The sequence below is a fragment of the Oceaniferula spumae genome, assembly GCF_042849255.1.
Lineage (GTDB): Bacteria > Verrucomicrobiota > Verrucomicrobiia > Verrucomicrobiales > Akkermansiaceae > Oceaniferula > Oceaniferula spumae.
Genome location: NZ_AP026866.1, coordinates 551,838 through 576,824 on the forward strand (window position 1 = coordinate 551,838; position 24,987 = coordinate 576,824).

Here is a 24,987-nt window from a genome sequence, read left to right on the forward strand (position 1 = left end):
CTCCGGTCGCGGGCTTTTTTATTTTGTCTAGCAGCTAGCGCACCAGTGGATAGTTAGATTGAGCTGCCAACCTATAAAAGATAAGATTGTCCATGGGCTCGGCACGCAAGACCGCTTACTATCAAGACACCCCAGAGCTGCAGGAGGCTCGGGCTAATTGGGTGGCGAAAGATTATCGCCGATCTCTCAGGCTATTTGAGCGAGCCGCTAAGCGTGATCCTTATAATTTGATGGCCCTAAAAGATGCAGCTTATGCATTTGGGCAGCATTTTGAAATTCAGACTGCGACGAAGTATATCAAGCGCATGACTTCATTAGCTGGTAACGATCCTGGCGCGTTGCACGTGATTTCGGATGCCTGGCGTGATGCATCTCGGCCGAAAGAGGCGATGACTGCCTTACATAAAGCTGTTGATAGTGGGAATGCGCGTCCTGAAACGTATCTATGTATCGCATTAGCTCAGGAGCGATCTCACAAGCTCGATGAAGCGCTGGAGTCTTTGGAAAGATTCTTGAAAATGCAGCCTGGTGCCGCCGAGGGGTTGAGACTGAAAGCTCTGCTGCTTCGCCGTTTGGGTAATATTGATCAAGCAAAGGATATCTACCGGAGTATGCATGATTACTGTGGATCAGGAAATCAGTTGATCTTGGCACAGGCTCTGAATGAATGGGCTAACGTTCTGGATTTGGAAGGCGATTACGATGCCGCTTTTGACAAGATTCAGCAGAGTAAGAAAATCCTCCAGAAGTCCCCAGAAGCCCCCGGATTATTAGCTAGGGAGTATCAGGAGCGAGTCTGGTTTGATCAATTTATCGATTCGTTGACGCCAGATAATATGGAGAACTGGGCGGGCCGATCTGAAAGGACAGATTCCAATGTAATCCTCACAGGCTGCCCAAGATCGGGAACGACCTTGATCGAAAAAGTGCTGGATGCTCATTCGGAAATCATTTCTGCGGAAGAACTGGGTGTATTTTCCACCTATATCGTTCCCCGACTTTTTAATCAAATTTCAGAAGATGATTTTGATGGAGCATCTTTGGATAGCTTGCCGGGAAATATGTTGCGTCGGGAGGCACAAAATTACCGTCGATACATGGAAGCTGCTATCGACGAAAAACTGGGAGGCAGAGTGCTGATCGATAAAGTGCCATCCAGCACGATGGTCATCCCCTTCATGTTAAGATTATTGCCAGGAACACATGTCCTCTATGCCCTGAGGGATCCTCGAGACATTGTAGTCAGTTGCTTCATGTGTTGGATGCAGCAGAACACAGTGAGCACTTGTTTTTATAATCTCGAAGAAACTGTGAAGAGAACAGTATGTGAGCTCCGTTGGTGGTCGAAACTAAAGGAATTGCTCCCTGGAGATCGCTGGTATGAAACTCGCTATGAGGACACAGTTAAGGATGTTACAAGGGAATCTCAAAGGATCCTCGGATGGCTTGACCTTCCTTGGGAAGATGGGGTGAATCAATATCGAGAACATCTCCAAGAAAGAGGCGTGATTTCTCCGACCTATGAATCTGTGAATAAGCCTGTCTATCAGCGGGCCGTAGGCAGGTGGAAGAACTACGAAAAACATCTTCAGCCCTACTTAGCTAATTTGGAGGAAACTGCTGAGGTGTTAGGCTATTCATAGTCCAAAAAAATCCCACCCAACCCACACGAAGTGGGACTGGATGGGATGAATACAATAAATGTGTCTGTTTACTTTCGACGACGCATGATGAGAGCGAGTCCGCCGAGGCCGAGAAGGGCTGCGGAGGACGGCTCAGGAACGCCAACGATCTGAACCCCGTTGATACCAGCTCGGCCATTGGGACCAACGTGTCCGAAGACGATGTCAAGATTGTCTGTCGAGACTCCGCTGAACAAAATGTAGTTACCACCCTCAGTAGGATTGGCATCTGCTGCGGCCTGAGTTGCATAGTTAGCCTCAGAGAAAGGACCAGTGTCGTCTTCCCCTTGGATAAATTTCGTGGTCCCACCAACGGTCACTGATTTAGTTCCGGTATTGCCAAAATTTCTGTTCATGTAGACGTAAACATCGTAGACGGCTCCAACACTTGCATTCAAGTTGGTAAAGCTAATGGTACCTCCTGTGTCGAGGCCCAATTCAACATAGCTATCCATCATGTCGTTGTTGAATAGCGCAGTGCCAGTGTTGAAACCGGATGCGCCTGTGAAATATCCGGCAAAACCTGCTCCAATGGTCATTGTCGCTGAGGTGGTCACCAATGTGCCGCCGTCATCAGCTCTGAGGGCTGATAAGTTAGTGTCATTTCTTGCTCCGTCGCGATCCGCTGTTTCCCAGCCTCCAGCTTCGACGACGCCGGCAAGTTCTGTGATGTCAGCATTACCATGACCATTATTGCCCATTTGGACAAGATCGACGCTAATGATCGCCGCTTGCGCAGCTCCGATGCCGAGGCTTGTGACAGCCAGCATTGTAGTTGTTTTTAATTTCATATTATTCTTTGTTTGTTGGGTTTGTTGAGCTTGTTTTCCGTTGGTTGACCAAACTCCAAGCCATCCGGATAATCGGTCGAAGTTGTTAGGTATTTCCTCGATACACTGGAGGACGAAATCGTGTCGTAGAGATGATGCTTACTTACGACGACGCAAGATGAGAGCCAGTCCGCCTAGGCCGAGAAGGGCTGCGGAGGACGGCTCAGGAACGACTGAGATATTGACGCCGCCAGCGCCATCAGAGATGACCTGCAGAAGTGCATCATTTGTATCACCGTTCACACGAACTTTATCTGATGCCAAATAGGCCGCTGTTGCGTCTGCGACATTGATGTTCCCAACGTGAAACACGCCAGTGGATCCTGTGGAGAAATTGATGCTATCGCTTCCTCCTGAGGTGAAAATGCCATTATTTCCGATGGAACCATCCGTGAGGTTAATGGAGCCACTCAGAAGATCGATATTTGATCCACCAAAGTCGCCAATGCTAAAGAATCTTGAGGACAAGGAACCACCATCTACGGTAACGGTATTGCCATTTCGAACTTTGAATTCACCAGCGCCGACGTGATTGAAAGCACCCGAAGTGATGATCAAACTAGCAGAATCCACACTAGATTCACCGAACTGAACATTGGTAGAGCTTGTGGTAAAAATTCCACCGCTGACCATAAAAGTGCCACTTCCTGTAAAACGCGTCCAGTTTGTGACCGTCTGAGTCACTGAGCCCCCAGCAAGCGTGAGGTTAGACCCTCCCCAGTTAAGCCCTAAGTCGCCTCCTGGATTGTAGGTGATGTCTCCTGTTGAGATAACTATGTTATCATCGTTGGCTGTCTGATCAGGTACGTTCTGATTCGCAGCCCCTCCTACGTCCCAATTCGCATTACCGAGCCAATTCCCTGTTCCTCCTTGCCAAGTCACTGTTGCCGCTTGCGCAGCACTGATACCAAGGCTTGCAACAGCGAGTGTTGTTATTGTTTTTAATTTCATGTGTTTGTTTGTTTTTAGGTTCGTTATGTCCAGTCGGTAAATACCCTATGCCTTCCGGAAAATTTGTTTAGTGTGTCAGCTGGTTTTTTGTCATCAGCTGGCGAATTGAGTCTTCATTGATGACTCCCTCAATGATGTAGAGTTCATCAATCTTGGCCTGAAGAAATTGGTTCGGGGCGATGAGTTCCTGACCTTCTCGAGAAAGTGTAGCACCGATCACCAATGGCGTTTTCTCCATGGTATCGATCATGACCTGGCCATCTTCATGCGTGCGGACAGGAGGGTGGGAGGCAGGATGAATTTTGTGGGCTTGGCCATCGATGAAGAGGCGGGTGACCGGGTTTCCAGCATGATCGGATTCACCGGAGTAAGTCACCGCAACGTGATGCCAGGCATTGTCATCAAGCTCTGTTTCACGGGTGTAGTACCAGAATCCCCCGTAGCTCATATTGAGTATCGGCGGTTTGTTCTCAGCGTAGTCGAAGTGGATGGTCCATTTGCTGTTGATGGAAAGGTTGCTGGAATGCCCACTCTGCTGAGTACCCCAGCCGACCACAGTGTGTTGCTGATGAGGCATCAGTTCCGGCGCGCGGCGGTTGGGCATTTTCAGCCAAAATGCTACTGTGCGTGGGCGATCGCCGAGGATACCAGCCCAGTCAGTTTCCAAGTAGTTACTGATACCATCGAGAGCTAGGGCTTTACCGAATGGTCCGCTCGTAAGATCGGCTTGAGATGGCTTACTGCTGCTGTGAAGTTGGTGGTGAAGATTGGCAGCTGTAATAATTGTGTTAGAAGCTAACAGGTCATCGCGACTGTCGAATGACCAGTGCATGTGAGGCAAGGTTTTCGGCAGTGTCTTCTGAAAAACAGGTGGATTGTTATCGACGACCTGAAACCGACCGTATGGACGCACCAGCACGGCTTGGTTGGCAGTCAGGGTAGTTTCTTTTTTAACACCGTGCAACGCCTCCACTCTGACTTTTCCTTTGAAAACATGAACCTCATCGTCTTTTCCAGGATCAGAAATAACACCGAACTCAGTGCCTAGATCGACGATGTTGAGTTCACGAGTCACGACGGTGAAGCCGATGGCTTTCTGGGGAACGTTAAACCACCCAGTGCCAAAACCCATGTATAGCCGATCATGATCATGCAGTGTGATATCTGCCGGGCCTTGAATAATAGCACTCACGCCGGATGCAAAATTCAACTCCACCGTGCCTTGGCTGATTTGCAGCCTGGATTCGATGTCCATCTGCATGGCTTTTGGATTTTCGTTGGCCTCATTGTGAGTGAGGGTGAACAGAGTGCCGGGAGCTGTTTCGAACGAAAGTGAATCATCGACAACTACCTCCGGGGTGAAAAACAGCCGCATCGTGATCAAAGAAATCAAGACAAGTGCGGCTGCGGAAATGAGCGCGACACGTCGAGAACGAGAGCGCTGACGCAGAAGGCGGGATTCAGCTAATCCCAATCCACTCGCGGTCTTCGATGCGCGAGACAGACGGAATTCGAGCCCTTGGTGAAGAGCCGCGTATTCGTAGTAAATCTGGCGCGCTTCAGGATTGGCTGCCAGTTCATCCTCGAGGTGATGGAATTCTGTTTCCGTGATCGTTCCGTCAAGCATCGCCTGAATCCGGCTTTCGAGTGGCTGGTTCATACCGCATCCCCTTTCTGAGCTGATCGAGCGAGTCCGTCATTGATGCATTCCCTCAGTTTTGCACGAACACGGTGCAGTGTGACTGACAGGGATGAGACGCTCCGTCCACTCTGCCGGGCGTAGCTATCAAGTCCGTCTTTCGTTTGGTAGCGGTGGTTGAGTAGCTCGCGGTGGTTTGGGCGTAGTTTTTGCATGCATTCCTCAAGAAGACGCAGGCGGATTGAACTCTCTGGGATGACATCCGGTGATTCAGAGGCGATGGTATCGATCAGGTCGTCATTAAAAACCAGCCAGCCACCGCGTTTGTGTTTTTTGAGGTGGTTAAGCACCTCAAAGCGAGCCACGGCAAAGGCCCATGCTCGGAAATTAGTTCCGTGCTCAAAGTCGGATTGTTTTGTCCACAGGGCGAGATTGGTCTTTTGCAGTATATCCCCGACATCAGGGCTGCCAGGCAACTGGGAGATGATGTATGCCCACAGGTCCGCCTGGTGTTCAGTCAAGAGACTGACAAATTCGGCTGATGGCGGGCTGCTTGTGGGTTCTTCCATGGGGAAAATATATCCTGCTGCTACTTAACAGCCGCTCCTGCCAAATCTTAACCTCCCTGAGGCATATTTCCGAAATAAATTCGAATTGGCTCTAATTTTCATCCGGTCGGGCCGCAGCTTCCGAGATGATCTTCATCCGCGGCGAGGGTGAGCGGGCATCGAGGTAAAAAAAGACCAGCTTCCTCTTACCGGGTGTGCGGAACCAGCGTGAGGAAACCATGCGTTTCCATTCCTTGGTACTGGCATCATGGTAATCGATGTAAATCTGTCGGCCTTCGCGTGCGGGGGCACTGGAATCCAGCGCGGTCAGGATCGTTTTCCCTCCGCCTTCAATCCTGAAATGCTTGTTTTTTGGGGCGTCTGGTTGAAACGGAGTCTCGCCCATGATTCCACGTATGGGGGGTTGGGTGAAATTAAAGAGGTAGCGGCTACCATTCTTGAAGTCAGGAGTAGCGGCATCGATAGCGACGGCTCGGTATGCCAGACCTGATACCGCGTTTTTAACCGGAGGCAAAAGCAGCACAATGGTTTTTTGACTGATAGGAAGTGTTACCTTGGCCAGTGGAGTGTGGCTTTTCCCATCATCATTTGCGCCCACTTTAGCTGCGTGGTTCGGGACACAAAGAGTGATCACTCTGGGTCCGGAGTAGTCGACCGGATGCAGTATGGAAGATGAGGAAATCAGGACTTTGCTATCGGCCCCCTCGTCTAGCTCGCCGTTTGTCTTGAGCCAGCGGAGTTCGCTGAGATCCCCTGTGTTGGCAAAAGAGAGCACACTCAACTTGGTCTTGTGGATCGGCGCTTTTTCCTGGGCGGGAATTTCCCCATGGCTGGAAATCAAAACCAGGAAGATGAGCGAAACAATGCGTATGATGGTGAGGCGGTGTGGCATATTAGATTTCGTCATTTGAAAGCCAGCGGAATGAGGTGATGTGGAATCTACGGCCGAAGGTTTGGTTGGTGGGCTTGAGGGCGGTGCCGGATGCAGCGGATGGCGGATCGCTTGGGTCGACATACTCGGGACTACGCTGGACAATGGCTTCACACCATGCCCGGGCGATGACATCACCGTTTTTATCATGAGCCTCTCCGTATGCACGTATAGTGAAGGTGTCACAGCGCACGGTGAGGGCTGGAGCGATGGACATGAGCACATCGGCCTGAGTGATGTAACCAGGAGCCCCCTTTCCTGTCTGTCCGTCGGAGATGGCTTTCGAATTGGCATAGCTTGCTTGCAAACTCGATGGCTTCAGCGGCACCGAATCTGCTTCGAACCCTGCATTGATGCCGGCATTTTGGATGGCGGTCTGAAGTGCGCCTTCCAGACCCGTGTCATCGTTAACCAGACGACGGTTGATGAACTCGCCGAGGCTCAGAAATGGGCCGCGGAGCTTGACTTGCTGCACGATTTCCCCGGCCAAGGTATCCAGTTCGACATCTGTTAGTTTGCGCGCGCCGAGCCAGCGTTGCTGCCAGTAATTAACCCCAGCGCCATTGGCCTCTGCGGATGAACCATTCGGTAGTGTGAAACGGGAAAAAGCATACCCGTCTGATGCAGGGTCATTTTCCCAAGTAGAGGCTGTTTTATCGAAATACTGCAGCGGCCTGGTGCTGAGGTCTAACCCACCGAGCACGGCCTTCCACGCGTGTTTGGAGGTGGAATTCACATTGAAGGCCCCTTTGCTGCTGATGTAACTCGCCAATTTTTGATACCCGTCAGACGATTGGAGTTCGTTGGCTGCGGTTGTGGAATCCGGGACATTGGCTTGGTATCGTTTGTTAGGAAGCGGTTTGATGCCTGCGGTAAAATCAGTGATGACCTCATTTCGTGTACGCTTATCGGCGACCAAGGGATGGTTCCAGTCGCCTGCACCACTGATAAACCAATCGTCCCAAAGAACTTCGTTAAGCTTCCATGATTTATCGTGAAGCGTCACATTGAAATCAGCTTGGCCACCATTACCTCCTCCCAGCGGAGAGATTCCATTCGCCTCCATGCTTCCCTGAGGAATGAACGGTGAGGCGAAGGAGTTACCAAAAGCCATGTTGATATTCGGGTGTGATCTGAGGTGCCATGGCTTGAGTTTATTCGTATCGTAAGCATCACTCGTATCTGACAGCTCAGCTGCTGTTTTAGGTTCGAAATCGTACTTAATCGCATAATGCCCCAAGCCTGCGTGTTGAAGCTGAGCTAAAGATGTTAGAGGCTGAATGGGGATCTCACGTAGAGGCACATGAGTCTGCCCCTCAGCTCCATGAGATCTCCCTAAGTGGCCGTTGTCATTTTCCAAAGCAACATGCACATCATCGAAGTCTGTAACCCTACGGGCAAAAAAGACATAGGGATTGGTCTCCAATTTGAATGGATCGTTATCCCTAACATCACATTGCCCCAAGGTTAGGGGGCTGAATAGATAGGGTGAGAATCTAGTTGTCTCAGAACTGGTAAGCTCCCCCATTTCCGCTGGATCTGGTATTGAGTGTTCGGTTCTCAAAATGGCTCCAACAATCAGTGAGGGTTGGGGGTTCGTGATACTCGTCCCTGAGAGCGAGAAATATGAATTGTTAGGTTTGAAATGGGATGAGGTAGAGTTCATCGAACGCTGAGTCATCACATCACCTTGATAGGCCCACTCGTTCGCGTAGCCTCCTTGCCCCACGAAATAGTTATCGCTGTAAAACCATTCATTCCGCGGCCCGTAATAAACCTCGATAGCGGAATTCTTTGGCAGGTTCAATTTCCCACTGTTATGATTGATGTTAGAGGAGTAAGTGCCGCCACGAATTTCAAGCCCTCTGCTTAAGGGGATAATTTTAGAGCTAGGTAGGCGAGGACTATTGCTACCGTCTGAGAAAAGCATAGCTTCACCAGGCTGCATAGCAACCGGACTGCCTGACTGATCTTTCAAGTTGATCTCATAACGTACGGTAGGAGCTGCTATGCCTTGATCGCCATGAGATTCGTTTTCCCTAACAGGGTAAAAAATCCCCCTGTTGACCAGAGGTGTTCCTCCACCGGCCACCTTGACAAAGAGGTTCATTGGAAAGCTCCAAAATTTAAAGTCGAAATGAGAGTCCGCAGGCATCTGAAGCGGCAGATTAAAGGGATTCCACACTTCCATGATCGGCTGCACGACCATGCATAGCTGACTTTCAGTGTCCGATACTGGTTTCCCGAAGTAGGAAAGAACCCAGAGCCACTTGCTGACTACAGGCATGCGATGCTGCCAGCCGCGCCGCCGCACAACCTCCAGCCAATTCGGGCCGAGTGTGTAGTGCGGGGTATCGCCTTTCCACTCAATGAGTCCACCCTCATCAAAGGGTTTATACGAACGCATATAAGTGCGTAAATCATGCCAAAATGGCCCTTCAGCAAAAATATTCGCCGATTGATCGGCCGAGAGCTGCATGGAACTGGGTAACTCTTCCTGCTCGGTTAACAGACTGAGGTCCTTGCGGAGGCCGCCCCACTTGGTATTGGTTAGAAGGCCTGCTGAACAAGTGGAAAGATCGTGATAAAAGTATCCTAGCTGACGTGAGGTCACATCTTGAGTAGATGCAAGTGACAACGAGTTCCAAGTGATGGCTTTTCGTAGTGTGGCTGAGAGTCCTCCGTCCGCGCCTAAGAATTTGTCTGACAGGTCTGGGGCATCTGCCGTGTTACCTGGCTTGAGAGCTTTTAGGTTAGTCCCCGGAGATGCACCTCGGTCAACAAGCTGCTGCGCTCGGTCGGATGGATCTGGATGATCGAAATCCACTCTGGCTTTCAAATTTTCGCCACCGATCATCCATGCATACGCACCAGCGGTTTGGGTCGGCTGAAGCGAGTTCATATTTTGAACCAAATTCGCAGATACCAGCATCTGTTGTTGCTCTGCGGTCAAATTGTCATCGTCATCGACACCTAAAGTTCGAGGGCCGATAAGATTGACTGAGTTCTTGGGACTTGTTGGGCTGGATAATGTTCCAGGAAAACTGATCTCCGAAACTTCACGGATATTTCCTGATACAAGCCATCTGAGAAATCTCCCATCGCGATCCTCACTCGAATAGCTATTTTGGTAAGCAGAGGCGAGTGCCGCCAAATCACCGTTGTCGGAGAGACCGTCGCCGATGCTTTTCCAAACGCCTAAAACCTGTTGCTGGCCGCTGTCGTGGGCTAAAACTGAGAAGTTTGCCGTGATGCGTTGATCGGGCCCTACGTTTTTCTGCAGTTCGCCTAATGCGATCATAAGCGCCATGCGGGCATTGGCCTGTGCTTCACCTTCGGCTAGGCTGCCTCGCTGGGAACGAGTCTCGATCGTGCTAAGAGTGAGCATGGCCAGTGCGATCATTACCAGCAATACCATGACGCTGATTGTGGCTATCAGCGCAAAACCAGGGCTACCTTGCCTTTCAACGTGGCCGCTATGGTTCAGTATTCGCGAATCGTAATGATAATGCATGCTCTACTGAGTAACATCATTATACATACCAATCTTAACATTTTACTTTCCAGCAAGGGCACAAAAAGGCCCCGGGAGTTGGAGGACTCCCGGGGCATTGGATTCTTCAGTATATTCCTACACGCTGATAATGTGTTGGAGACTGACAACTGCAACTGTTGTGTTCACCCTTGTTTGGTTGTGAACCCCGCATCTTACGGTGTTCGCTATACATAGACCCCCCACTTCGCTATCCGTTCAAAGAAAGTCAGGTTTTCTTACATTTTCATCGATGATGAATTCCAATCTAGCAGTTAATAACCTCTCTACCCCTTTATTTCCAAGCAATTGAGTGGATTTCAAAAGGTTTGATTTTCATAGATATTTTTCCATCTGAAACATCAATATTGGAGATTTCGACCGGTTTTTCTAAAAAGTTTACTGCTTCAATATCACCTTTCAGCACATCTGAAGTGATTTCAATCTGACCTCGGGAGTTGTAGCCCTCGTAGAACCGGGCCACGGAAGCATCAGATTTCTCAGCCGGTTTGAGGGATTCGAGGAAGACTCCTGGTCGATCGACGCTAAGGAAAGATTTCTCCGATGGTAAATCTCCACCACTCCCGCTGGCCGACACCACGTGTAGGGGCACATTGAAGGCATAGGCTTCTTCGATGACTCCTCCTTCCTGTAAGCTACCGGCGTGAGGTAGGATCGCATAGCTGAAGGTATGCATGCCACGGTCAGCTTGGGGGTCTGGAGCGTTAGCGGCTTTGAGAAGAGTCAGGCGCATGATGTTGCCACGAATATCAGCGGCGTATTTGCAGTCATTGAGCAGTGCCACTCCGTAGTCACTTTCCGAAAGGTCAGCCCACTTGTGGACTGGCACCTCGAATTTTGCGACATCCCAGCTGGTGTTGTCGTGGGTGCTGCGCTCTACGTGACCGTATTGGATTTCGTAGCTCGCTCGCAGACTGCTGATGTCCACTGGGAACGCCACCTTGAGGAGTCGGTCATGCTCCTGCCAGTCGACGTCACAGTGGAAATCGATTCTTCGGCTGCCAGCATTGAGTTCAATTCGCTGAGAAAATCTCGACTCACCGAAGCTGCGAGACACACGCAGAGATACTCGCAACGGTCCTTCTTCAAGAACCTGGATCTCGGCGACGTCATCGAGATTCTCGACTTGGTCTTTGTAGAAAACATCCACGTCCCAGGCATTCCATCGGTTAGGATAGTCTTTGTGAATCTGCAGCAAGTTCCCCCGCCCAGACATCACTTCACGGTTGTTTGCTAGGTCCACCACCGAGGTAAGTGTTCCGCGAGAGTCCAACTCAATCACTAACAGGCCATTGGAGATACGGAATCCGTCACCAGACTCGGCGAGTGTCACCGGCGCGATGTTAGCTGGTAAGTCTGACGATGTTACGGCGCTATAGCCACACTGTGGCACTTCGGCGTAGGCAAGGTTTCCATCTGCGAGTTCGATGACTTCATTACGCTGCTGTGCTAGTGTGTTGAAAACTAGGCTGGTGCCAGCTGGAACATTGATCTTGTCTACGATGCGTTGAACGGCAGCATCACGCACGGTCTTGGCGACCATTTCCACGTTCGGATAATCGATTCTACAGTCCTGATAGACCCAGTGGATCGATGAGCCGGGAATAATGTCATGGAACTGATTCAGAAGAAGCGTTTTCCATGCTCGGTCCATCGCCATCGCAGTGATGTCACCATCTTTCTCTTTGATGTGCGCAGGCACGTCCCAAACAGGTCGGTCAGTAACAGGATCAGACTCTAACAAATCGCCTGGATTTATTTGCGTAGCTATCACCTGGAAGAACTCGGCATCGCGGAGTAACAACTCGCATTTCCGATTCATGTATTTGGTGTATGCCTGACTGGTGAGCGTGCCGCGGTGTAATTCCAGATAAAGTTCTCCACGCCAGACTGGCGGATCGACGGCGTCCTTTTTAGCCATTTTGAAAAAATCTAACACACTGCCCATTTTCACCTTCGGCATTCCCTCGAAATCTTCCCAGCGACGAGCCAACTCGATGTGTTCCAGAGTCGGGCCACCACCACCGTCACCATTACCAAACGGAACCAAGGCTTGCGTGGCGCGATCGTTTTCTTGGAAATTATGTTCCGAGTGTTTCAACTCCTTCGCGGTAAGCTGACAGTTGTAGGTGTCCACCGGTGGAAAATGAGTGAAGACGGCCGTACCATCGAGACCTTCCCAGTTGAAGGTATGGTGGGGAAACTTGTTGGTATCACTCCAGGAAATTTTCTGGGTGAGGAACCAGTCAATATCACACTTGCGCAAGATTTGTGGCAGGGCCGCAGCGTAGCCGAATACGTCAGGCAGCCAGAGATCCTTGACCTCAATGCCAAACTCTTCGTGATAGTAGTTCTTGCCATGAATGAGCTGCCTAACAAGCGACTCTCCGGATGAGATATTACAGTCGGCCTCAATCCACATTCCCCCGACGATCTCCCACTGCCCCCGTTTCACGGCGGTTTGGATATCTGCGTAGATGCTCGGATAGTGCTGCTTCATCCAGGCGTATTGTTGCGGTTGGGAGCAGACAAATTTGAAATCCGGATGCTTCTCCATGTAGCGGAGCATCGTCGTGAACGTGCGCGCGCACTTGCGGATCGTTTCTCGCAGCGGCCAGCACCACGCGGTGTCGATGTGCGCATGTCCCACTGCGGTGATCTGATGATTGGTGTCCCCATTTCGTTTGGACATCACCTCCTTCAGAGCTTCGCGGGCTGGGGCGACACAGTTTGCATCGCCTAAATCGAGCAGGTCACAAGCCTTGTTCAGTGCTCGGAGGAGTTGACCTCTGCGTGGCTCGTTATCGGGTAATTCCATCATCGCCTGCCGACAGACTTCGAAATCCATTTTGAGCTGAAAAGCATCTGGATTATATGTCGCCAGCTTGGCCTCGCGGAGTCGGAACAAAGGCTCTCCTTCGTATTCTGGGAGCAATAAGTCCTCATCCCCCCAGAACATTTGCGCTACCGGGTTGGCGGCTGCTTCGACATAGAAATCAATCATTTCCCCGCCCTTGGCTGAGTCTAACAATGGTATCGCCTGACGATTCCTGTTCACAGCGATGGTGGGTTTGCCATCCTGATAGACTAGACCTTCTCGACCAAACCCCTCACCCTCTTCGAAACTAAGATTCACCAACGCGACGACAGGTTTTCCACCCCAGTCGGCTGGCACCTCGCCGGTGAAATGAAACCATACCGTGTCCCACTTTGAGCCCCAGAAATCGCCCTCTTTGAAGGGAGTAAACTCTCGGTTAATCGCTTGGTCGAAAGTAATCGGTTCACCACCGACCCGCATCGCGGAGATCTTCAACGGGCTTTTCTCAGCATGCAACAAGGGTTCAATAATCCGCCACGATGCAACTAGGATTCTTTCTTCAAAAACGCGAGGTAGCTTTTCCATAAATTCGGCAGGATTCTGGCGAGTTCGCCACCAGATCAACAAGCACCAAATCAAGGAACAATGATCACCCCGATCAATGGGCGGTGGTCTGATGCCACAGCTTCATCCAGCACCAAGCAACTCGCCTTGGCTGTTTCAAAGCCTCGGTAAATGATGTAATCAATTTCCTTTTTGGGATCACCAGCAGGGTAAGTTAGAGCGGCACCGGATTTGGTTGTGATTTTCCATGTGCTCTTGACGTGAGTCATGGTGTCAGAATCTGGAATGGCGTTAAAATCTCCTGCCATGATCACAGGGTGTTGGCGGAGCGACATGACTTTTTCCATCGCTTGCACCTGACCGACCCGAGTCTCGTCCTTTTCCCAATCGAGATGCACACTCGCAAAGGAAAGTTTCTTACCATGTATGTGAATAATGGCCTCCAACACAGCACGAGACTCGCCTGGTCCGGGCAGTTTGTGAACCATGGTGTCTTGGATCGGGTATTTTGAGAGAATCGCGTTGCCGTATTCCCCACCATTGAGGTCGATGCATTTACCGTAGGCGTAATGCATGCCGAGAAGTTTGGCGAGGACAGCAGCCTGGTCCACCTTGCCACTGCGGGGAACGACCTTATCGACTTCTTGCAGAGCCACGAGATCCGGTTTCTGCTTTTTAATCACTTCCGCGATCCTGTTAAGATCCAGTTTGCCGTCCAGACCGACACCATGGTGGATGTTGTAGGAAAAAACACGCAACTCCCCTGCCCAGGCACAGCTGGTGAGGATCATTAGAAATAGAATGCTTCGCACGAGGAACCCTACGACTGAAGGCGCAAAAGTCTTGCGAAAAAACCATGTCACCGCTACATGCAGCAGCCCCACCCCACCAACAGCACCACTTTCATCATGGCAGGATTTTTCAAAAAGCTTCTCAACAAGGTCACTAATACAGCAGAGATCGATTGGGATGAACTCGAGGCCGACCTCATCGGTGCGGACCTTGGTGCGCGCACATCCATGGACATCATTGATGACTTGCAAGCCATGGGGCGGAAAGTCTCTGGAGACGATGTCATCGATGTCTGCAAACAACACATTGCCAAGATTCTGCAAGACGATGTGGCTCCGATCACACCTCGTAGCGATGGAAAACCGACGGTTATTCTCGTAGTCGGCGTCAACGGCACCGGCAAGACCACCTCGTCAGCCAAACTCGCTTATTTACTCAAACAACAAGGTCATTCAGTCATGCTCGCGGCGGCAGACACCTTCCGTGCCGCCGCCGTGGAACAGCTCGGCCGATGGGGTGACCGTCTCGATATCCCCGTGGTCAAAGGCGCGCATAATGCCGATCCAGCGTCGGTCTGTTATACAGCCCACCAGAAAGCCATCACTGATGGTGCCCAGTTTCTGATCTGCGATACCGCTGGCCGCATTCATACCCGTCACAACCTGATGCAAGAACTCGGCAAGATCGAGCGCACCATCAGCAAACAGGACGACAGTGCTCCACATCTGAAACTGTTAGTTGTGGACGCCACTACCGGCGGCAATGCACTGGCCCAAGCGAAGGAGTTTAACAAAGCCATCGAACTTGACGGCATGATCGTCACCAAACTCGACGGCTCTGGAAAAGGCGGCGTCGCGGTGTTGATCCAGAAGGAACTCAACCTCCCCACACGCTTCATCGGCCTCGGCGAAGAGCCGGAGCAATTTAAGGTGTTTAACAAGGAGGAGTTTGTGGACGGGATTTTATAGAGTCATTATTTGGAGTACGGCGTTACCTCGCCGTACTCCAAAGCTGCTAGAACTTCCAATCCCCCCCTGTCCAGATCACAGGTATTTAAGAAATAGATCAGGCCCTTGCCATTTTCCGTGCGAGGTGACTTGGAAAATGCGACCAGCTGCGCAGCGAGTACATACCGCCGCCAAGGACACCAGTGCTGTTAGCAAGTGTCTGGAGAATCGTTGGCGACGGGTCACGTTATAGGCTAAGCAGCGTGGTAACAGCACTCTAGCCGATCAATTTTCTGTGGTCCCACTTGTCGCGGTCCTCTTGATGGATCAGGGCGTTGGCCTTCTCGCTGTTGGTGATCTTCATTGCCTTCGGATCGAAGACGATGTTCTCGTTGGTGCGGTGGGCTATTTTGCCAAGGTTCACCAGAGTGCAGGAAGCGAAGCCGTTGATCTCGTTGAGGGCGAACTTCTTCTTCTCGCGAATGGCCTGGTGGAAGTCTGTAACTTGCTTGGGTGGCTCGGGAAGTTGTTTGACCTTTTCTGCGAAGCCGGTGATGTCCGATTTGAAGCCTTTGAAGATCTTGCCCTCGGAGCCTTCGATGAAGGCGGCTTTTTTGTCCTTGTTGATACCATCTAGCACGATGGTGGTGCCATCAGCATACTTATAGGTGATGCGACGCCACTTGCCCACGGCGTCTTGGTCCTGTGGGTCGGCATCGATTTCCACGGAGACAGGCAGTTCCTCGTCCTTGCCGAGGATATACTGAACTGGATCCAGGTAGTGCTGGCCCATGTCACCGAGGCCACCGCCATCGTAGTCCCAGTAACCTCGGAAGGTTTTGTGGACGCGGTGCGGGTTGTAGGGTTTCATCGGTGCTGGCCCAAGCCAGAAGTCGTAGTCGAGGTTCTCAGGCACCTGCTGGGGTTTGAGTCCGGTTTTACCGACCCAGTTGAATTTCCAGTTGAATCCGGTGATGCCGGAGAGGGTTACTTTGAGCGGGCCGTTACCGAGCAGGCCGCCTGCGACGGCTTTTCTGACTTCGCGAGCGGTCACGCCTGAGCCGTAGAATCTGTCTTTGAAGCGGAACCAGGTGTTGAGACGGAAGGCGACGCCAGCGTCTGCGATGGCTTTTTTCATGGCAATGCCCTCGCCGATGGTGCGCGACATGGGTTTTTCGCCCCAAACGTGCTTGCCAGCTTTGGCGGCGGCGATCGCTTGGTAAGCGTGCCAGTGCGGAGGGGTGGCGGTGTGGATGATGTCGATGTCTTTGCGGGCGAGAATTTCGCGGAAGTCACTGTAGCCTTTGCAGTCTTTGTTGCCCTTGCCATGCACTTGCTTCATTCGGGCAGCGAGGTGCTTACTGTCGACATCACACAGGGCTAGCAATCGGCCCGGCATGGGCAGGTGGTATTTGGAAATGCCGCCGCAGCCGATGATGGCGCGGGTCAGTTGGTTACTTGGGGCGTCCGGCCCGCCGAGTGCGATATTGCGTGGCAGAATCTGGACTGTGGCGAGTGCGGCGAGGCCCTTAAGAGCGGCGCGACGATTGTGTTTGGGAAGCAAGCTTTCAGGCATAAGGTTGTGAATACGATTACAGGCCGATAATATTTCAGATTGGGGCAACTTACACGTCGAATTCCGCTTCTCGTAATTTGGCCATTAGATCTTGCACGCTCATGTTTGCCTTCGTGAGTTGATGATGATGGATCTCCCCATCCTGCATCAGAAGTATCGGTGTGTTTTGTGCGACCGATCGGAAAATACCGGACTTCCTACTCAGATAGGAAAACACGCTTTGCAGCAGCACAATCACAGCGATCGCCAACGCGCCCTTGGTGAGAGACTGCTGGCCGTTCATGACCACTGCCGCTAAGATCGACCCTATGGCAATAGTGCTGGCGAAGTCGAAACTGGACATTTTTGCAAATGTCCGCAGTCCGAAGAATCGTGTCACGCCTATCATCGCAACAAAGATGATCAAACAGGACAACACCATCTTCCAAACCACAGGCCACGCTGCATAGATCCAATTTTCCATCTGTATTCAGTTAAATTATTGTTAGGTTGGCAAATGTTACTGTCCGGAATCATCAACTCTAGTCTGACATCTAACATGTCTCATGGACACCTACTCTTTGATCCTAGATGCATCCCCCTTCTTGAGCACCCAAAAGGTTAAGCCGAAAGACGGAGACCGGTTTTTACTCAGTCACCGACCATCAAATTCACTCGATCCCCCTGAGCTGAAATACAGAAACGCTTAATCCTGAAGATTGTCCACCAGTGCCTCTTGCTGCGATTCCTCATCATAACCAGTGGCAGGGATCTCGGTGTGAGCGATCGCCCTGTTCACTAACAAACGAGCCACGCCACCCATTGCACCAGCTAGAATGCTCCAAGAGATCGCCTCTTTCCAGCCAGTCGATAATGACGCCGGATTCTTAGGTGGAGGCCTGTCAGTAACCGCCTCATAACCTGCACCTAGGACTTTTCTGGAAATACGGGAGGCTGCCATGGGAAGAGCAAAACCAGCTGCAAGAAGTGCGACGCTTTTGAGTTTATTCATGAGATTGATTTTTTATTTACGTTAGAAAACACTATTATGGTGTGATGCCAATATCCGGTAAGATGCTATCGGACCATGGAATCGCAAATTGTTTCTCGGCTCAGGCAGTCCAATCTTTTACCACTGAGTTGGACTGCTCGCACATCCGGGCACTTCTCCAAAAACCTAACTTGGCCAGCCATTCATCTTATCCATCACCATAGCGTGCACCTCATCGGGGAGATGATACTTGGGTGATTTCTTAAACTCAGCGATGCTTTGCTCACCATCGGAGTGCATACCTCCCAGTCCTGACTCATCGCCCTTTTTCGCACAAACACCTTCAGGCAGATGCGGAAAAAAGCTCCACCGGACACAGCCTTCATAGGGGCATGGAGTGACGTAGTAGGTCACGTGGATTCCATCATTCTGTGTCTCGATTTTATAACGAATCTCATCACCACCTCGCGGAAAGCCATCGTAGCGCAGAGGTGGTAATTCGGATGCCGCAGGGCTGTCGCCCACCTGTTTTTGCACATACTTGCGCACAAAGTTCAGTTCCTCAGGCAGCTCACGGAAAGGTTCGCTGAGAAAGTCCTCAAAGCTCTGCGTCTTTTCGTGATGGGTCGAGCCGAGCCCCATTTCATCGCCCTTCTTCCAGTGCATCCCCTCTGGCAGATGCAGGTAGACCGTCCACTCAACCTTACGCTCCTCCGTAATCAGACCGACATAATAAGTCGCCTCCACCCCGAACTTGGCATCGTGCTCGATACGTTCTGGCGAAGGTGGGTAGGAAAAACGCATGCCCATCAGTAAACCTGTTAGTGTCATTTCACCAGCCTGAAACAGTTGCTGTCCCATTGTTTTTACGAATGCAAGAAAGCACGACCGCATTTCCTAACATTCCAAAAACAAGATACCCAATGACTCCCACCTCGCATTTTTACCCGCTCACGGAAAGTGGTAAAAATGATTACCACAATGAAGGGGATGTTTTTGGCGGACACTCTTCCGTAGAGATATAGGTTGAGAAAAACCCTCGATCACACCAATTCAGAACCACCATGATCCGCAATCTGTTAGCGCTTTTTCTCTTATCCGCTCATCCGCTCTTAGCTGCATCGCCTGAGGACACAGCCGCTGCCGGCATCATTGAACGTATGGTTCCCGGACACGCCGACCGGTTCGTCGTCGATACCTCAGCCCCCAAGGTCGATGGCAAGGACAACTTCACGATATCCGACACCGCAGACGGTAAAATTCATCTCCGGGGAAACAATGGCGTTTCCGTAGCCAGCGCCTTCAACTGGTATCTGAAAAACCGCGCGAACTGCCACGTCTCCTGGTGCGACGACCAGCTAAACCTCCCAGCTACACTTCCGAAAGTCGGCGAACCGGTGACCGTCAGCACGCCACTGAAATACCGCGTTTACTTGAACTACTGCACCCTCAGCTACACCGCTGCATGGTGGGACTGGGAACGCTGGCAGCGTGAAATCGATTTCATGGCAATGAACGGCGTGAACATGCCCCTCTCCGTCGTTGGTCTCGAAGCCGCATGGTATGAAACCATGCTCAAGCTCGGCTTCACCGATGAACAGGCACGCGCCGCACTCAGCGGTCCCTCATTTGCCGCATGGCAGTGGATGTGTAACCTCGAAGGCCACGGCGGCCCCTTGCCAAAGAGCTGGATCGACAAGAGCGCAGTGCTTGGAAAGAAAATCACCGAAAGCCAACGCGCACTCGGCATGACACCCATCCAGCAGGGCTTTTCCGGCGTGGTGCCGAGGCTCACTCAGCAAAAGTTTCCCGATGCTAAAATCACCCAAGGTCACTCCTGGTGTGGCTTCGAAGGCGTTGCCCAGCTTGACCCCCTCGATCCCCTGTTTCTGAAAATCGGTTCCACCCTGCTGGCCGAGCAACAAAGGCTCTTCGGCACCTCCCACCTCTACGGCTGCGACCCATTCCACGAAGGACGCCCGCCGAGTTCTAAACCTGAATACCTGAAAAAGGTCGGTGAAGCGGTCCACAAGCTCATCACCAGCCACGATCCCAAAGGCCGGATCGTGATGCAATCGTGGTCGATCCGCGAGGCCATCGCCACCGCCATTCCTAAGGAGCACATGCTCATCCTCGACCTCAAGGGCACCAAACACCCAAAAACCGATAATTTCTGGGGATTTGAATTCGTCACTGGTCGTCTCCACAACTTCGGCAACCGCATCAAGCTCCACGGCGATCTCACAAGATTTTCCAAAGCGCCCTTTGCGACCATGGCCGACACCATCCCCAATTGCGTGGGCGGCGGACTATTCATGGAGGGCATCATGCACAACCCCGTTTACTTCGAGATCGCCTTCGATAACTTCTGGGCCACCGAATCTATGCCCATCGAAGCATGGTTGAACGACTACGCACGCCGCCGTTACGGCGCGGATTCCGAAAGCGCCCGCAAGGCATGGGCCGCTCTATTAGCCGGCCCCTACAAACCCGGCACCGACGGCCAGGAGACCTCGTCCATGGTCTGCGCCCGCCCTGCCATCACACCGAAAAAATCCGGCCCTAACAACGGATTCAGTTTCCCATATCCAAAGCCACTTCTGTTAGGCGCATGGGAAGACCTGCTTAAGGACGCGGACCTCCTCAAGAGCTCCGACGCCTACCTCTACGACCTCGCCGATGTCGGCCGACAAGTGCTCAGCAACCACGCCCACACCATCCAGCCGAAGGTGCGCGAGGCTTGGGAAAAACGCGACCTCGCCGCCTTCGATCAGGCCACCAAGGAATTCGAACAGCTCCTGCTCGACATCGACACCCTCGTCGCGACCCGCAGCGAGTTCAGTTTCGCCAAATGGGTGGACGACGCCCGCTCCCACGGCACCACCGAAGAAGAGAAGAATCTTTTCGAAAAAGACGCCCGCGGCCTGGTCACCATCTGGGGCCCCTTCGATGAATCCAACGGCAAGGTCCGCATCTTCGATTACTCATGGCGCGAGTGGAGCGGCCTGATCCGCAGCTTCTATCTCCCTCGCTGGCAGAAACATCACGCCATGCTGCGCTCGCACCTCGTCGCCGGCACGGAATACTCGGAAGAAGGACTTCCCAAGGAATACGGTCGTGAGGCTTTCCGAGCCAACGACTTCTACGACAAGCTCGCCGATTGGGAAATGCAATGGGTCAAGACCCCCGCCCCTTACGGAGACCCCACACCGAAGGGAGACCCGATCGCGATCTCACAGAAATTGATCGCAAAATATGCCCAGCAGATCCGAGGCGAGGCACACGGCATCCCAAGCGGAGTAGAGATCAAGGACATCGGTAACTGGACTCCGAAAACCTTCGAAACCCGGTTCAAAACAATCTCCATCCCAGTCACCGAATCACTCGATGGCGACGGAACCTATCACGTGACATTCATCTACAAATCCGGTCGCGCCCGGCTCAATATCACCAAGGTGGAACTCCTCGCCAACGGCACCCTGGTCAACGAAGACGCCCACCAAGGTTTTGCAGGCAACAAGCACACCGACAACACCTATAAGCTTGAGCTCCCCGAGCACGCCTTCGGCACCCAATACGAAATCCGCATCACCGCCAAAACCGATCGATCCACCGACTCGAACGGACGCATCACCCTTCATAAATGAGGTGCTGAAAACGACTGGCTCCACTACCGAAACTGGTAAAAACAATTACCAGTTTGGAGCTTTCGTTTTTTTGCGACATGGCGCCTTACAGCTCTTAGGCTCAACTCGTAACGCCTTGAAAATTACCGCCTTCCGCTACAAACAAACTACAAACCACAAACTACAAACTATTATGAAATCAGCACTCTCAATCATTCCACTCGCATTTCTGGCAGTCTCTGCCAATGCCGCAACGCTCAGCCTGAACTTTGTGAATAATAGTGGGGGAACCTCCGAATATACCGGTGCCGGGGTTCTCGATACCACATCCAGAACATGGAGCACCCTGACGGGGGGCACGAGTGCAGCCAACGGCGGCGCAACTACTTCCAATACCTTTGGTGGCGTCACGGTCACAGTAAACGATTATGGCGATTTCAACTCGCAACCGAGTCCAGACATCAATTTGTTTGACGGCTATGTCTTCAGCGGGAACACCAACAACGGCGCCGAAACGATAACCATCAGCGGACTGGCCGCGGGGAATTATGACTTTGCTGTCTATGCCGCATGGGGATTTGCCACGAATACCCAAAACTATTCCGTCACGGATGCGAACGGCACCAGCGGAATCAAGTCGGCTACCGGAAGCAATAAAACCACGTTCGAAGAGAACAACAACTATGTCGTCTTCAGAAACGTGACAGTAGACGGAACAGGGTCTTTTGACTTGAACCTTGATGGGGGTGCTACAGGCACAACGGGATGGTTTGTCAGCGGCCTTGAGCTCCAGGCCGTCCCCGAGCCATCCTCAGCCGCGCTCCTCGGTCTCGCCGGTCTCGGATTCCTCGTCCGTCGACGCCGCTAGGTTCCCGTTCAGGCCAAACCTTTACAATGCCCACTTGCCTATCGGCTGGCGGGCATTTTAGTTTACCACGATTGAACGCTCTCCCAGCTGTCATATCACACGGAACACGACCTCCACTCATCACACACTCTCCCCCTTCACATAAGTCATTTGCAAGGTGCGATTGCCGCTTAGACATTCGCCTGTGGTGAAAAAGTGATCGAGGGCGGAGTATGTAGCCTCCAGCAGAGGCTCCGCATCCGTGGTGTAGTGGTCGACGGGACGATGCATCATCCCGAGGAAGTTGTCGGAGCCAATCTGAATTACCGAAACATCGTCAGGAAAACGGAGCCTCCGTTCCATCAGCCAGCCCTCCACCAGCAAGGCGCTGATGCCCGGAATATACTGGATAATGATGCCGTCAGGCCTCGGAGTCTGGGCAAAGAGCGAATCCAGCAACCGTAAGAAACCCTCACGAGATCCATCGAACATGGGTAGGTGAAAATCCTCCCTGTAGGAAATTCCAAATTCGCTGAGAAGCTTGGCGGTGCGCTCCACTGTATCCGGTAATCTCTTCGCGCCGTATGGACGTATAATGTTCTTCCTGCCTGCGCGCAGCATCACTCCGAGGGCGTGCGCGTTGGCGGAGTCGAGATCGTATTGGATCGCTCCGAAATTCCAACTCACGGCGGTGCAGCCGATCGCGATCAGTTTCTCCCCTCTTTGATGGAGGAGTCCGAATGCACGAATGTTAGCTAAGGGGGCGGCGACCCAGATATCACAGGGTGAGGTTTCCAGAAGTTCATCTAACCGTAGCTCCAGATGCTGCGGTCCCCACTGGTCGATGGGAAACAGCAAACAACGCCAGCCCTTTTCCTCGCAGTATCGCATCAGGCTAGTGACCAGCACCACATCATCGGAGGCAAGTTGGGGCAGTGGCTGCGGAACCAGTATGCCTATTTTCCTAACTTCCTCATTGCGCGGCTCAGGTCGTTTTAACACCACCCTCGCCTTGTTGGGCCCCGGTGCCTGAATCCAGCCTTGGTTTTCCAGAATTTCCAAAGCCGATCGCAATACCGGTCGAGACACCCCCAGTCTCTCCGCGAGCGTGCGCTCACCGGGGAGTTGTTTCAGGTAAATTCCGTCCGCAAGATCTTCCAACAACTGGGAAACCGCTTGATCGAGAAGAGATGTTCGTTTCTTAGGCATTGGAAAGTCTGATCTCATCGCTGGGCACATAAAAATTCCCGCGAGGTCAAGCTGCAAGATATCGCACAGCGATCCGCTGACAATCGTTAAGCTCTGAAAAGTGGTTAGAATAATCAACCCGCGCAGTTTTCGATGGAATTACTCTAAGGGCAGTTCCTTAGCCATCCAGCAGCTCTCTTCTCGGACTCGGTGGCATCGCCCTCCTCGTCCTTCGTCGATAGTATTTTCCTGATGTGTGCGAATTACCCGCACGGAATATTTCGACAAAAGCCGAGAGACAATTTGCTCCAGTGAAATGCCCGTTGATTCAACGGAAGCCTCATGGTTCACATATGGCGCTATAGGAAGATCAGGTAAGCGTAATTACCGTTGATCGGCCTAGAACTTCCAATCGCCTTTGTCCAAGTCACAGGCGCAGGCGGCGAGGAGCTTGATACAGGCCTCGATGTCTTCCTTGTTAGACATCTCAATGCTCTGGTGGATGTGACGGGTGGGAATGGAAATGGCACCGGCGATGGAACCTCCTGGGGTCATGCGCTGAATACCTGCGGTGTCGGTGCCACCGGCTGCCAGAATTTCCGGCTGCCACTTGATTTTTTTCTCTTTGGCCACTTTTTTCATGAAGGCGACCATGCGGTAGTCACAGATGGTAGAGCTGTCCATGATCTTGATGCCGGCACCTTCGCCGAGGCTGGTGCAGCGCTCTTGTGGTTGTGAGCCGGGGGTGTCAAAGGCGATGGTGGTATCGAGGCCGAAGCCGAAGTCCGGCTGGATTTCCATGGCACTGACGTTGGCACCACGGATGCCGACTTCTTCCTGCACGGTGAACACGGCGTAAAAATCATAACATGGCTTACGGCGGCTCTTTTTGATGGCTCTGAGTGCCTCCAGGAGAACGAAAACGGAGACTCGGTTATCGAGAGATTTGACGTTGACGCATTCGCCGAGTTCTAACAATTCGCTGCGGCGGGTGATGGGATCGCCGACGGTGACGATTTTATCCACTTCCTTTTTGCTCATTCCGAGATCAATGAAGTAGTCGCTGAGTTTGAGATTCTTGCCACGCTCTTCTGGAGACATGATGTGGATCGGCTTGCAGCCCAATACTCCGACAACGTCCTTCTTTCCGTGCACGATGACACGCTGAGATGTGAGTGTTTTAGGATCGAAGCCTCCGAGTGGATTGAAGCGGATGAAACCTTTGTCGTCGACATGGGTGACGATGAAACCGATCTCGTCCATGTGCGCGGCGGCCATGGACTTTTTCTTGGACGACTTACCCTTTTTCAGAGCTACGACGTTGCCCATGTTGTCGATGCGGACACTGTCGGCCAGTCCCTTGAGTTCCTTCAGAACCAGTTCGCGGATTTCTTTTTCAAATCCCGGAGCTCCGGGGGCTTCACAGATGCGGGTGAGTAATGCGACGTCGATTGCCATCTACGGAAAGTAACGGTCGCCGTAGTTTTGGCGAGCGAAATTGGCT

General features: G+C 52.0%; 18 protein-coding genes. 4 read left to right on the plus strand and 14 right to left on the minus strand.

Annotated features, from left to right (window positions below; translation table 11 throughout):
• Positions 1-92: 92 nt before the first annotated feature.
• Positions 93-1,643 carry a tetratricopeptide repeat-containing sulfotransferase family protein gene (locus tag ACSPJT_RS02435; protein ID WP_435894780.1) on the plus strand — a complete coding sequence of 517 codons (1,551 nt, stop codon included), beginning with the start codon at positions 93-95 and terminating at the stop codon, positions 1,641-1,643.
• 68 nt (positions 1,644-1,711) lie between these two features.
• On the opposite strand, the gene ACSPJT_RS02440 is transcribed toward ACSPJT_RS02435, so the two are convergent.
• The 8 genes from ACSPJT_RS02440 to ACSPJT_RS02475 all read right to left on the minus strand — a co-directional run bounded on the left by ACSPJT_RS02440 (position 1,712) and on the right by ACSPJT_RS02475 (position 14,349).
• Positions 1,712-2,473: a PEP-CTERM sorting domain-containing protein gene (locus ACSPJT_RS02440; protein ID WP_435894781.1), complete on the minus strand. Its 762-nt coding sequence runs from the start codon at positions 2,471-2,473 to the stop codon at positions 1,712-1,714.
• A gap of 138 nt (positions 2,474-2,611) precedes the next feature.
• Complete coding sequence (locus ACSPJT_RS02445; RefSeq protein ID WP_435894782.1) at positions 2,612-3,463, minus strand: PEP-CTERM sorting domain-containing protein; 852 nt, start codon at positions 3,461-3,463, stop codon at positions 2,612-2,614.
• A gap of 67 nt (positions 3,464-3,530) precedes the next feature.
• Positions 3,531-5,123 carry a LamG-like jellyroll fold domain-containing protein gene (locus tag ACSPJT_RS02450; protein ID WP_435894783.1) on the minus strand — a complete coding sequence of 531 codons (1,593 nt, stop codon included), beginning with the start codon at positions 5,121-5,123 and terminating at the stop codon, positions 3,531-3,533.
• A complete protein-coding gene (locus ACSPJT_RS02455; RefSeq protein ID WP_435894784.1) occupies positions 5,120-5,671 on the minus strand; it encodes a sigma-70 family RNA polymerase sigma factor in 552 nt (183 codons plus the stop codon). The genes ACSPJT_RS02450 and ACSPJT_RS02455 overlap by 4 nt, the downstream gene beginning before the upstream one ends.
• A 91-nt stretch (positions 5,672-5,762) precedes the next feature.
• Complete coding sequence (locus ACSPJT_RS02460; protein WP_435894785.1) at positions 5,763-6,563, minus strand: hypothetical protein; 801 nt, start codon at positions 6,561-6,563, stop codon at positions 5,763-5,765.
• Between the two features lies 1 nt (position 6,564).
• Positions 6,565-9,990, minus strand: a complete 3,426-nt coding sequence (locus ACSPJT_RS02465; protein WP_435894786.1) for a hypothetical protein — start codon at positions 9,988-9,990, stop codon at positions 6,565-6,567.
• A 439-nt stretch (positions 9,991-10,429) separates the two neighbouring features.
• Positions 10,430-13,558 (minus strand): alpha-mannosidase, encoded by a 3,129-nt coding sequence (locus ACSPJT_RS02470; RefSeq protein ID WP_435894787.1) that lies wholly within the window; start codon positions 13,556-13,558, stop codon positions 10,430-10,432.
• 50 nt (positions 13,559-13,608) lie between these two features.
• The gene (locus ACSPJT_RS02475; protein WP_435894788.1) at positions 13,609-14,349 is read right to left on the minus strand and encodes an endonuclease/exonuclease/phosphatase family protein; all 741 of its coding nucleotides are present in this window, start codon (positions 14,347-14,349) and stop codon (positions 13,609-13,611) included.
• A 57-nt stretch (positions 14,350-14,406) separates the two neighbouring features.
• Here ACSPJT_RS02475 and ftsY point away from each other — a divergent pair, with 57 nt between their 5' ends.
• A complete protein-coding gene (gene ftsY, locus ACSPJT_RS02480) occupies positions 14,407-15,297 on the plus strand; it encodes a signal recognition particle-docking protein FtsY (protein ID WP_435894789.1) in 891 nt (296 codons plus the stop codon).
• Between the two features lie 256 nt (positions 15,298-15,553).
• Here the strand turns inward: ftsY and ACSPJT_RS02485 are convergent, their stop codons facing one another.
• The 4 genes from ACSPJT_RS02485 to ACSPJT_RS02500 all read right to left on the minus strand — a co-directional run bounded on the left by ACSPJT_RS02485 (position 15,554) and on the right by ACSPJT_RS02500 (position 18,683).
• Complete coding sequence (locus ACSPJT_RS02485; RefSeq protein WP_435894790.1) at positions 15,554-16,852, minus strand: Gfo/Idh/MocA family oxidoreductase; 1,299 nt, start codon at positions 16,850-16,852, stop codon at positions 15,554-15,556.
• 49 nt (positions 16,853-16,901) lie between these two features.
• The gene (locus ACSPJT_RS02490; protein ID WP_435894791.1) at positions 16,902-17,315 is read right to left on the minus strand and encodes a DUF421 domain-containing protein; all 414 of its coding nucleotides are present in this window, start codon (positions 17,313-17,315) and stop codon (positions 16,902-16,904) included.
• 222 nt (positions 17,316-17,537) lie between these two features.
• A complete protein-coding gene (locus ACSPJT_RS02495; RefSeq protein WP_435894792.1) occupies positions 17,538-17,843 on the minus strand; it encodes a DUF4235 domain-containing protein in 306 nt (101 codons plus the stop codon).
• A gap of 165 nt (positions 17,844-18,008) precedes the next feature.
• Positions 18,009-18,683 carry a hypothetical protein gene (locus tag ACSPJT_RS02500; protein ID WP_435894793.1) on the minus strand — a complete coding sequence of 225 codons (675 nt, stop codon included), beginning with the start codon at positions 18,681-18,683 and terminating at the stop codon, positions 18,009-18,011.
• Between the two features lie 203 nt (positions 18,684-18,886).
• Here ACSPJT_RS02500 and ACSPJT_RS02505 point away from each other — a divergent pair, with 203 nt between their 5' ends.
• Both ACSPJT_RS02505 and ACSPJT_RS02510 read left to right on the plus strand, forming a co-directional pair.
• Positions 18,887-21,469, plus strand: coding sequence for an alpha-N-acetylglucosaminidase (locus tag ACSPJT_RS02505; RefSeq protein WP_435894794.1), 2,583 nt, complete (start codon positions 18,887-18,889; stop codon positions 21,467-21,469).
• A 172-nt stretch (positions 21,470-21,641) separates the two neighbouring features.
• Positions 21,642-22,316: a PEP-CTERM sorting domain-containing protein gene (locus tag ACSPJT_RS02510; protein ID WP_435894795.1), complete on the plus strand. Its 675-nt coding sequence runs from the start codon at positions 21,642-21,644 to the stop codon at positions 22,314-22,316.
• A 120-nt stretch (positions 22,317-22,436) separates the two neighbouring features.
• Here the strand turns inward: ACSPJT_RS02510 and ACSPJT_RS02515 are convergent, their stop codons facing one another.
• Complete coding sequence (locus ACSPJT_RS02515) at positions 22,437-23,504, minus strand: GntR family transcriptional regulator (RefSeq protein WP_435894796.1); 1,068 nt, start codon at positions 23,502-23,504, stop codon at positions 22,437-22,439.
• A 378-nt stretch (positions 23,505-23,882) separates the two neighbouring features.
• On the minus strand, positions 23,883-24,941 hold the full coding sequence (locus tag ACSPJT_RS02520) for a M42 family metallopeptidase (RefSeq protein WP_435894797.1): 1,059 nt from the start codon (positions 24,939-24,941) through the stop codon (positions 23,883-23,885).
• Positions 24,942-24,987: the final 46 nt, after the last annotated feature.

Coding starts and splice junctions, on each gene's coding strand:
- ACSPJT_RS02435 (WP_435894780.1), top strand. CDS start 93: ATGGGCTCGGCACGCAAGACCGCTTACTATCAAGACACCCCAGAGCTG.
- ACSPJT_RS02440 (WP_435894781.1), bottom strand. CDS start 2,473: ATGAAATTAAAAACAACTACAATGCTGGCTGTCACAAGCCTCGGCATC.
- ACSPJT_RS02445 (WP_435894782.1), bottom strand. CDS start 3,463: ATGAAATTAAAAACAATAACAACACTCGCTGTTGCAAGCCTTGGTATC.
- ACSPJT_RS02450 (WP_435894783.1), bottom strand. CDS start 5,123: ATGAACCAGCCACTCGAAAGCCGGATTCAGGCGATGCTTGACGGAACG.
- ACSPJT_RS02455 (WP_435894784.1), bottom strand. CDS start 5,671: ATGGAAGAACCCACAAGCAGCCCGCCATCAGCCGAATTTGTCAGTCTC.
- ACSPJT_RS02460 (WP_435894785.1), bottom strand. CDS start 6,563: ATGCCACACCGCCTCACCATCATACGCATTGTTTCGCTCATCTTCCTG.
- ACSPJT_RS02465 (WP_435894786.1), bottom strand. CDS start 9,990: ATGCTCACTCTTAGCACGATCGAGACTCGTTCCCAGCGAGGCAGCCTA.
- ACSPJT_RS02470 (WP_435894787.1), bottom strand. CDS start 13,558: ATGGAAAAGCTACCTCGCGTTTTTGAAGAAAGAATCCTAGTTGCATCG.
- ftsY (WP_435894789.1), top strand. CDS start 14,407: ATGCAGCAGCCCCACCCCACCAACAGCACCACTTTCATCATGGCAGGA.
- ACSPJT_RS02485 (WP_435894790.1), bottom strand. CDS start 16,852: ATGCCTGAAAGCTTGCTTCCCAAACACAATCGTCGCGCCGCTCTTAAG.
- ACSPJT_RS02490 (WP_435894791.1), bottom strand. CDS start 17,315: ATGGAAAATTGGATCTATGCAGCGTGGCCTGTGGTTTGGAAGATGGTG.
- ACSPJT_RS02495 (WP_435894792.1), bottom strand. CDS start 17,843: ATGAATAAACTCAAAAGCGTCGCACTTCTTGCAGCTGGTTTTGCTCTT.
- ACSPJT_RS02500 (WP_435894793.1), bottom strand. CDS start 18,683: ATGGGACAGCAACTGTTTCAGGCTGGTGAAATGACACTAACAGGTTTA.
- ACSPJT_RS02505 (WP_435894794.1), top strand. CDS start 18,887: ATGATCCGCAATCTGTTAGCGCTTTTTCTCTTATCCGCTCATCCGCTC.
- ACSPJT_RS02510 (WP_435894795.1), top strand. CDS start 21,642: ATGAAATCAGCACTCTCAATCATTCCACTCGCATTTCTGGCAGTCTCT.
- ACSPJT_RS02515 (WP_435894796.1), bottom strand. CDS start 23,504: ATGCCTAAGAAACGAACATCTCTTCTCGATCAAGCGGTTTCCCAGTTG.
- ACSPJT_RS02520 (WP_435894797.1), bottom strand. CDS start 24,941: ATGGCAATCGACGTCGCATTACTCACCCGCATCTGTGAAGCCCCCGGA.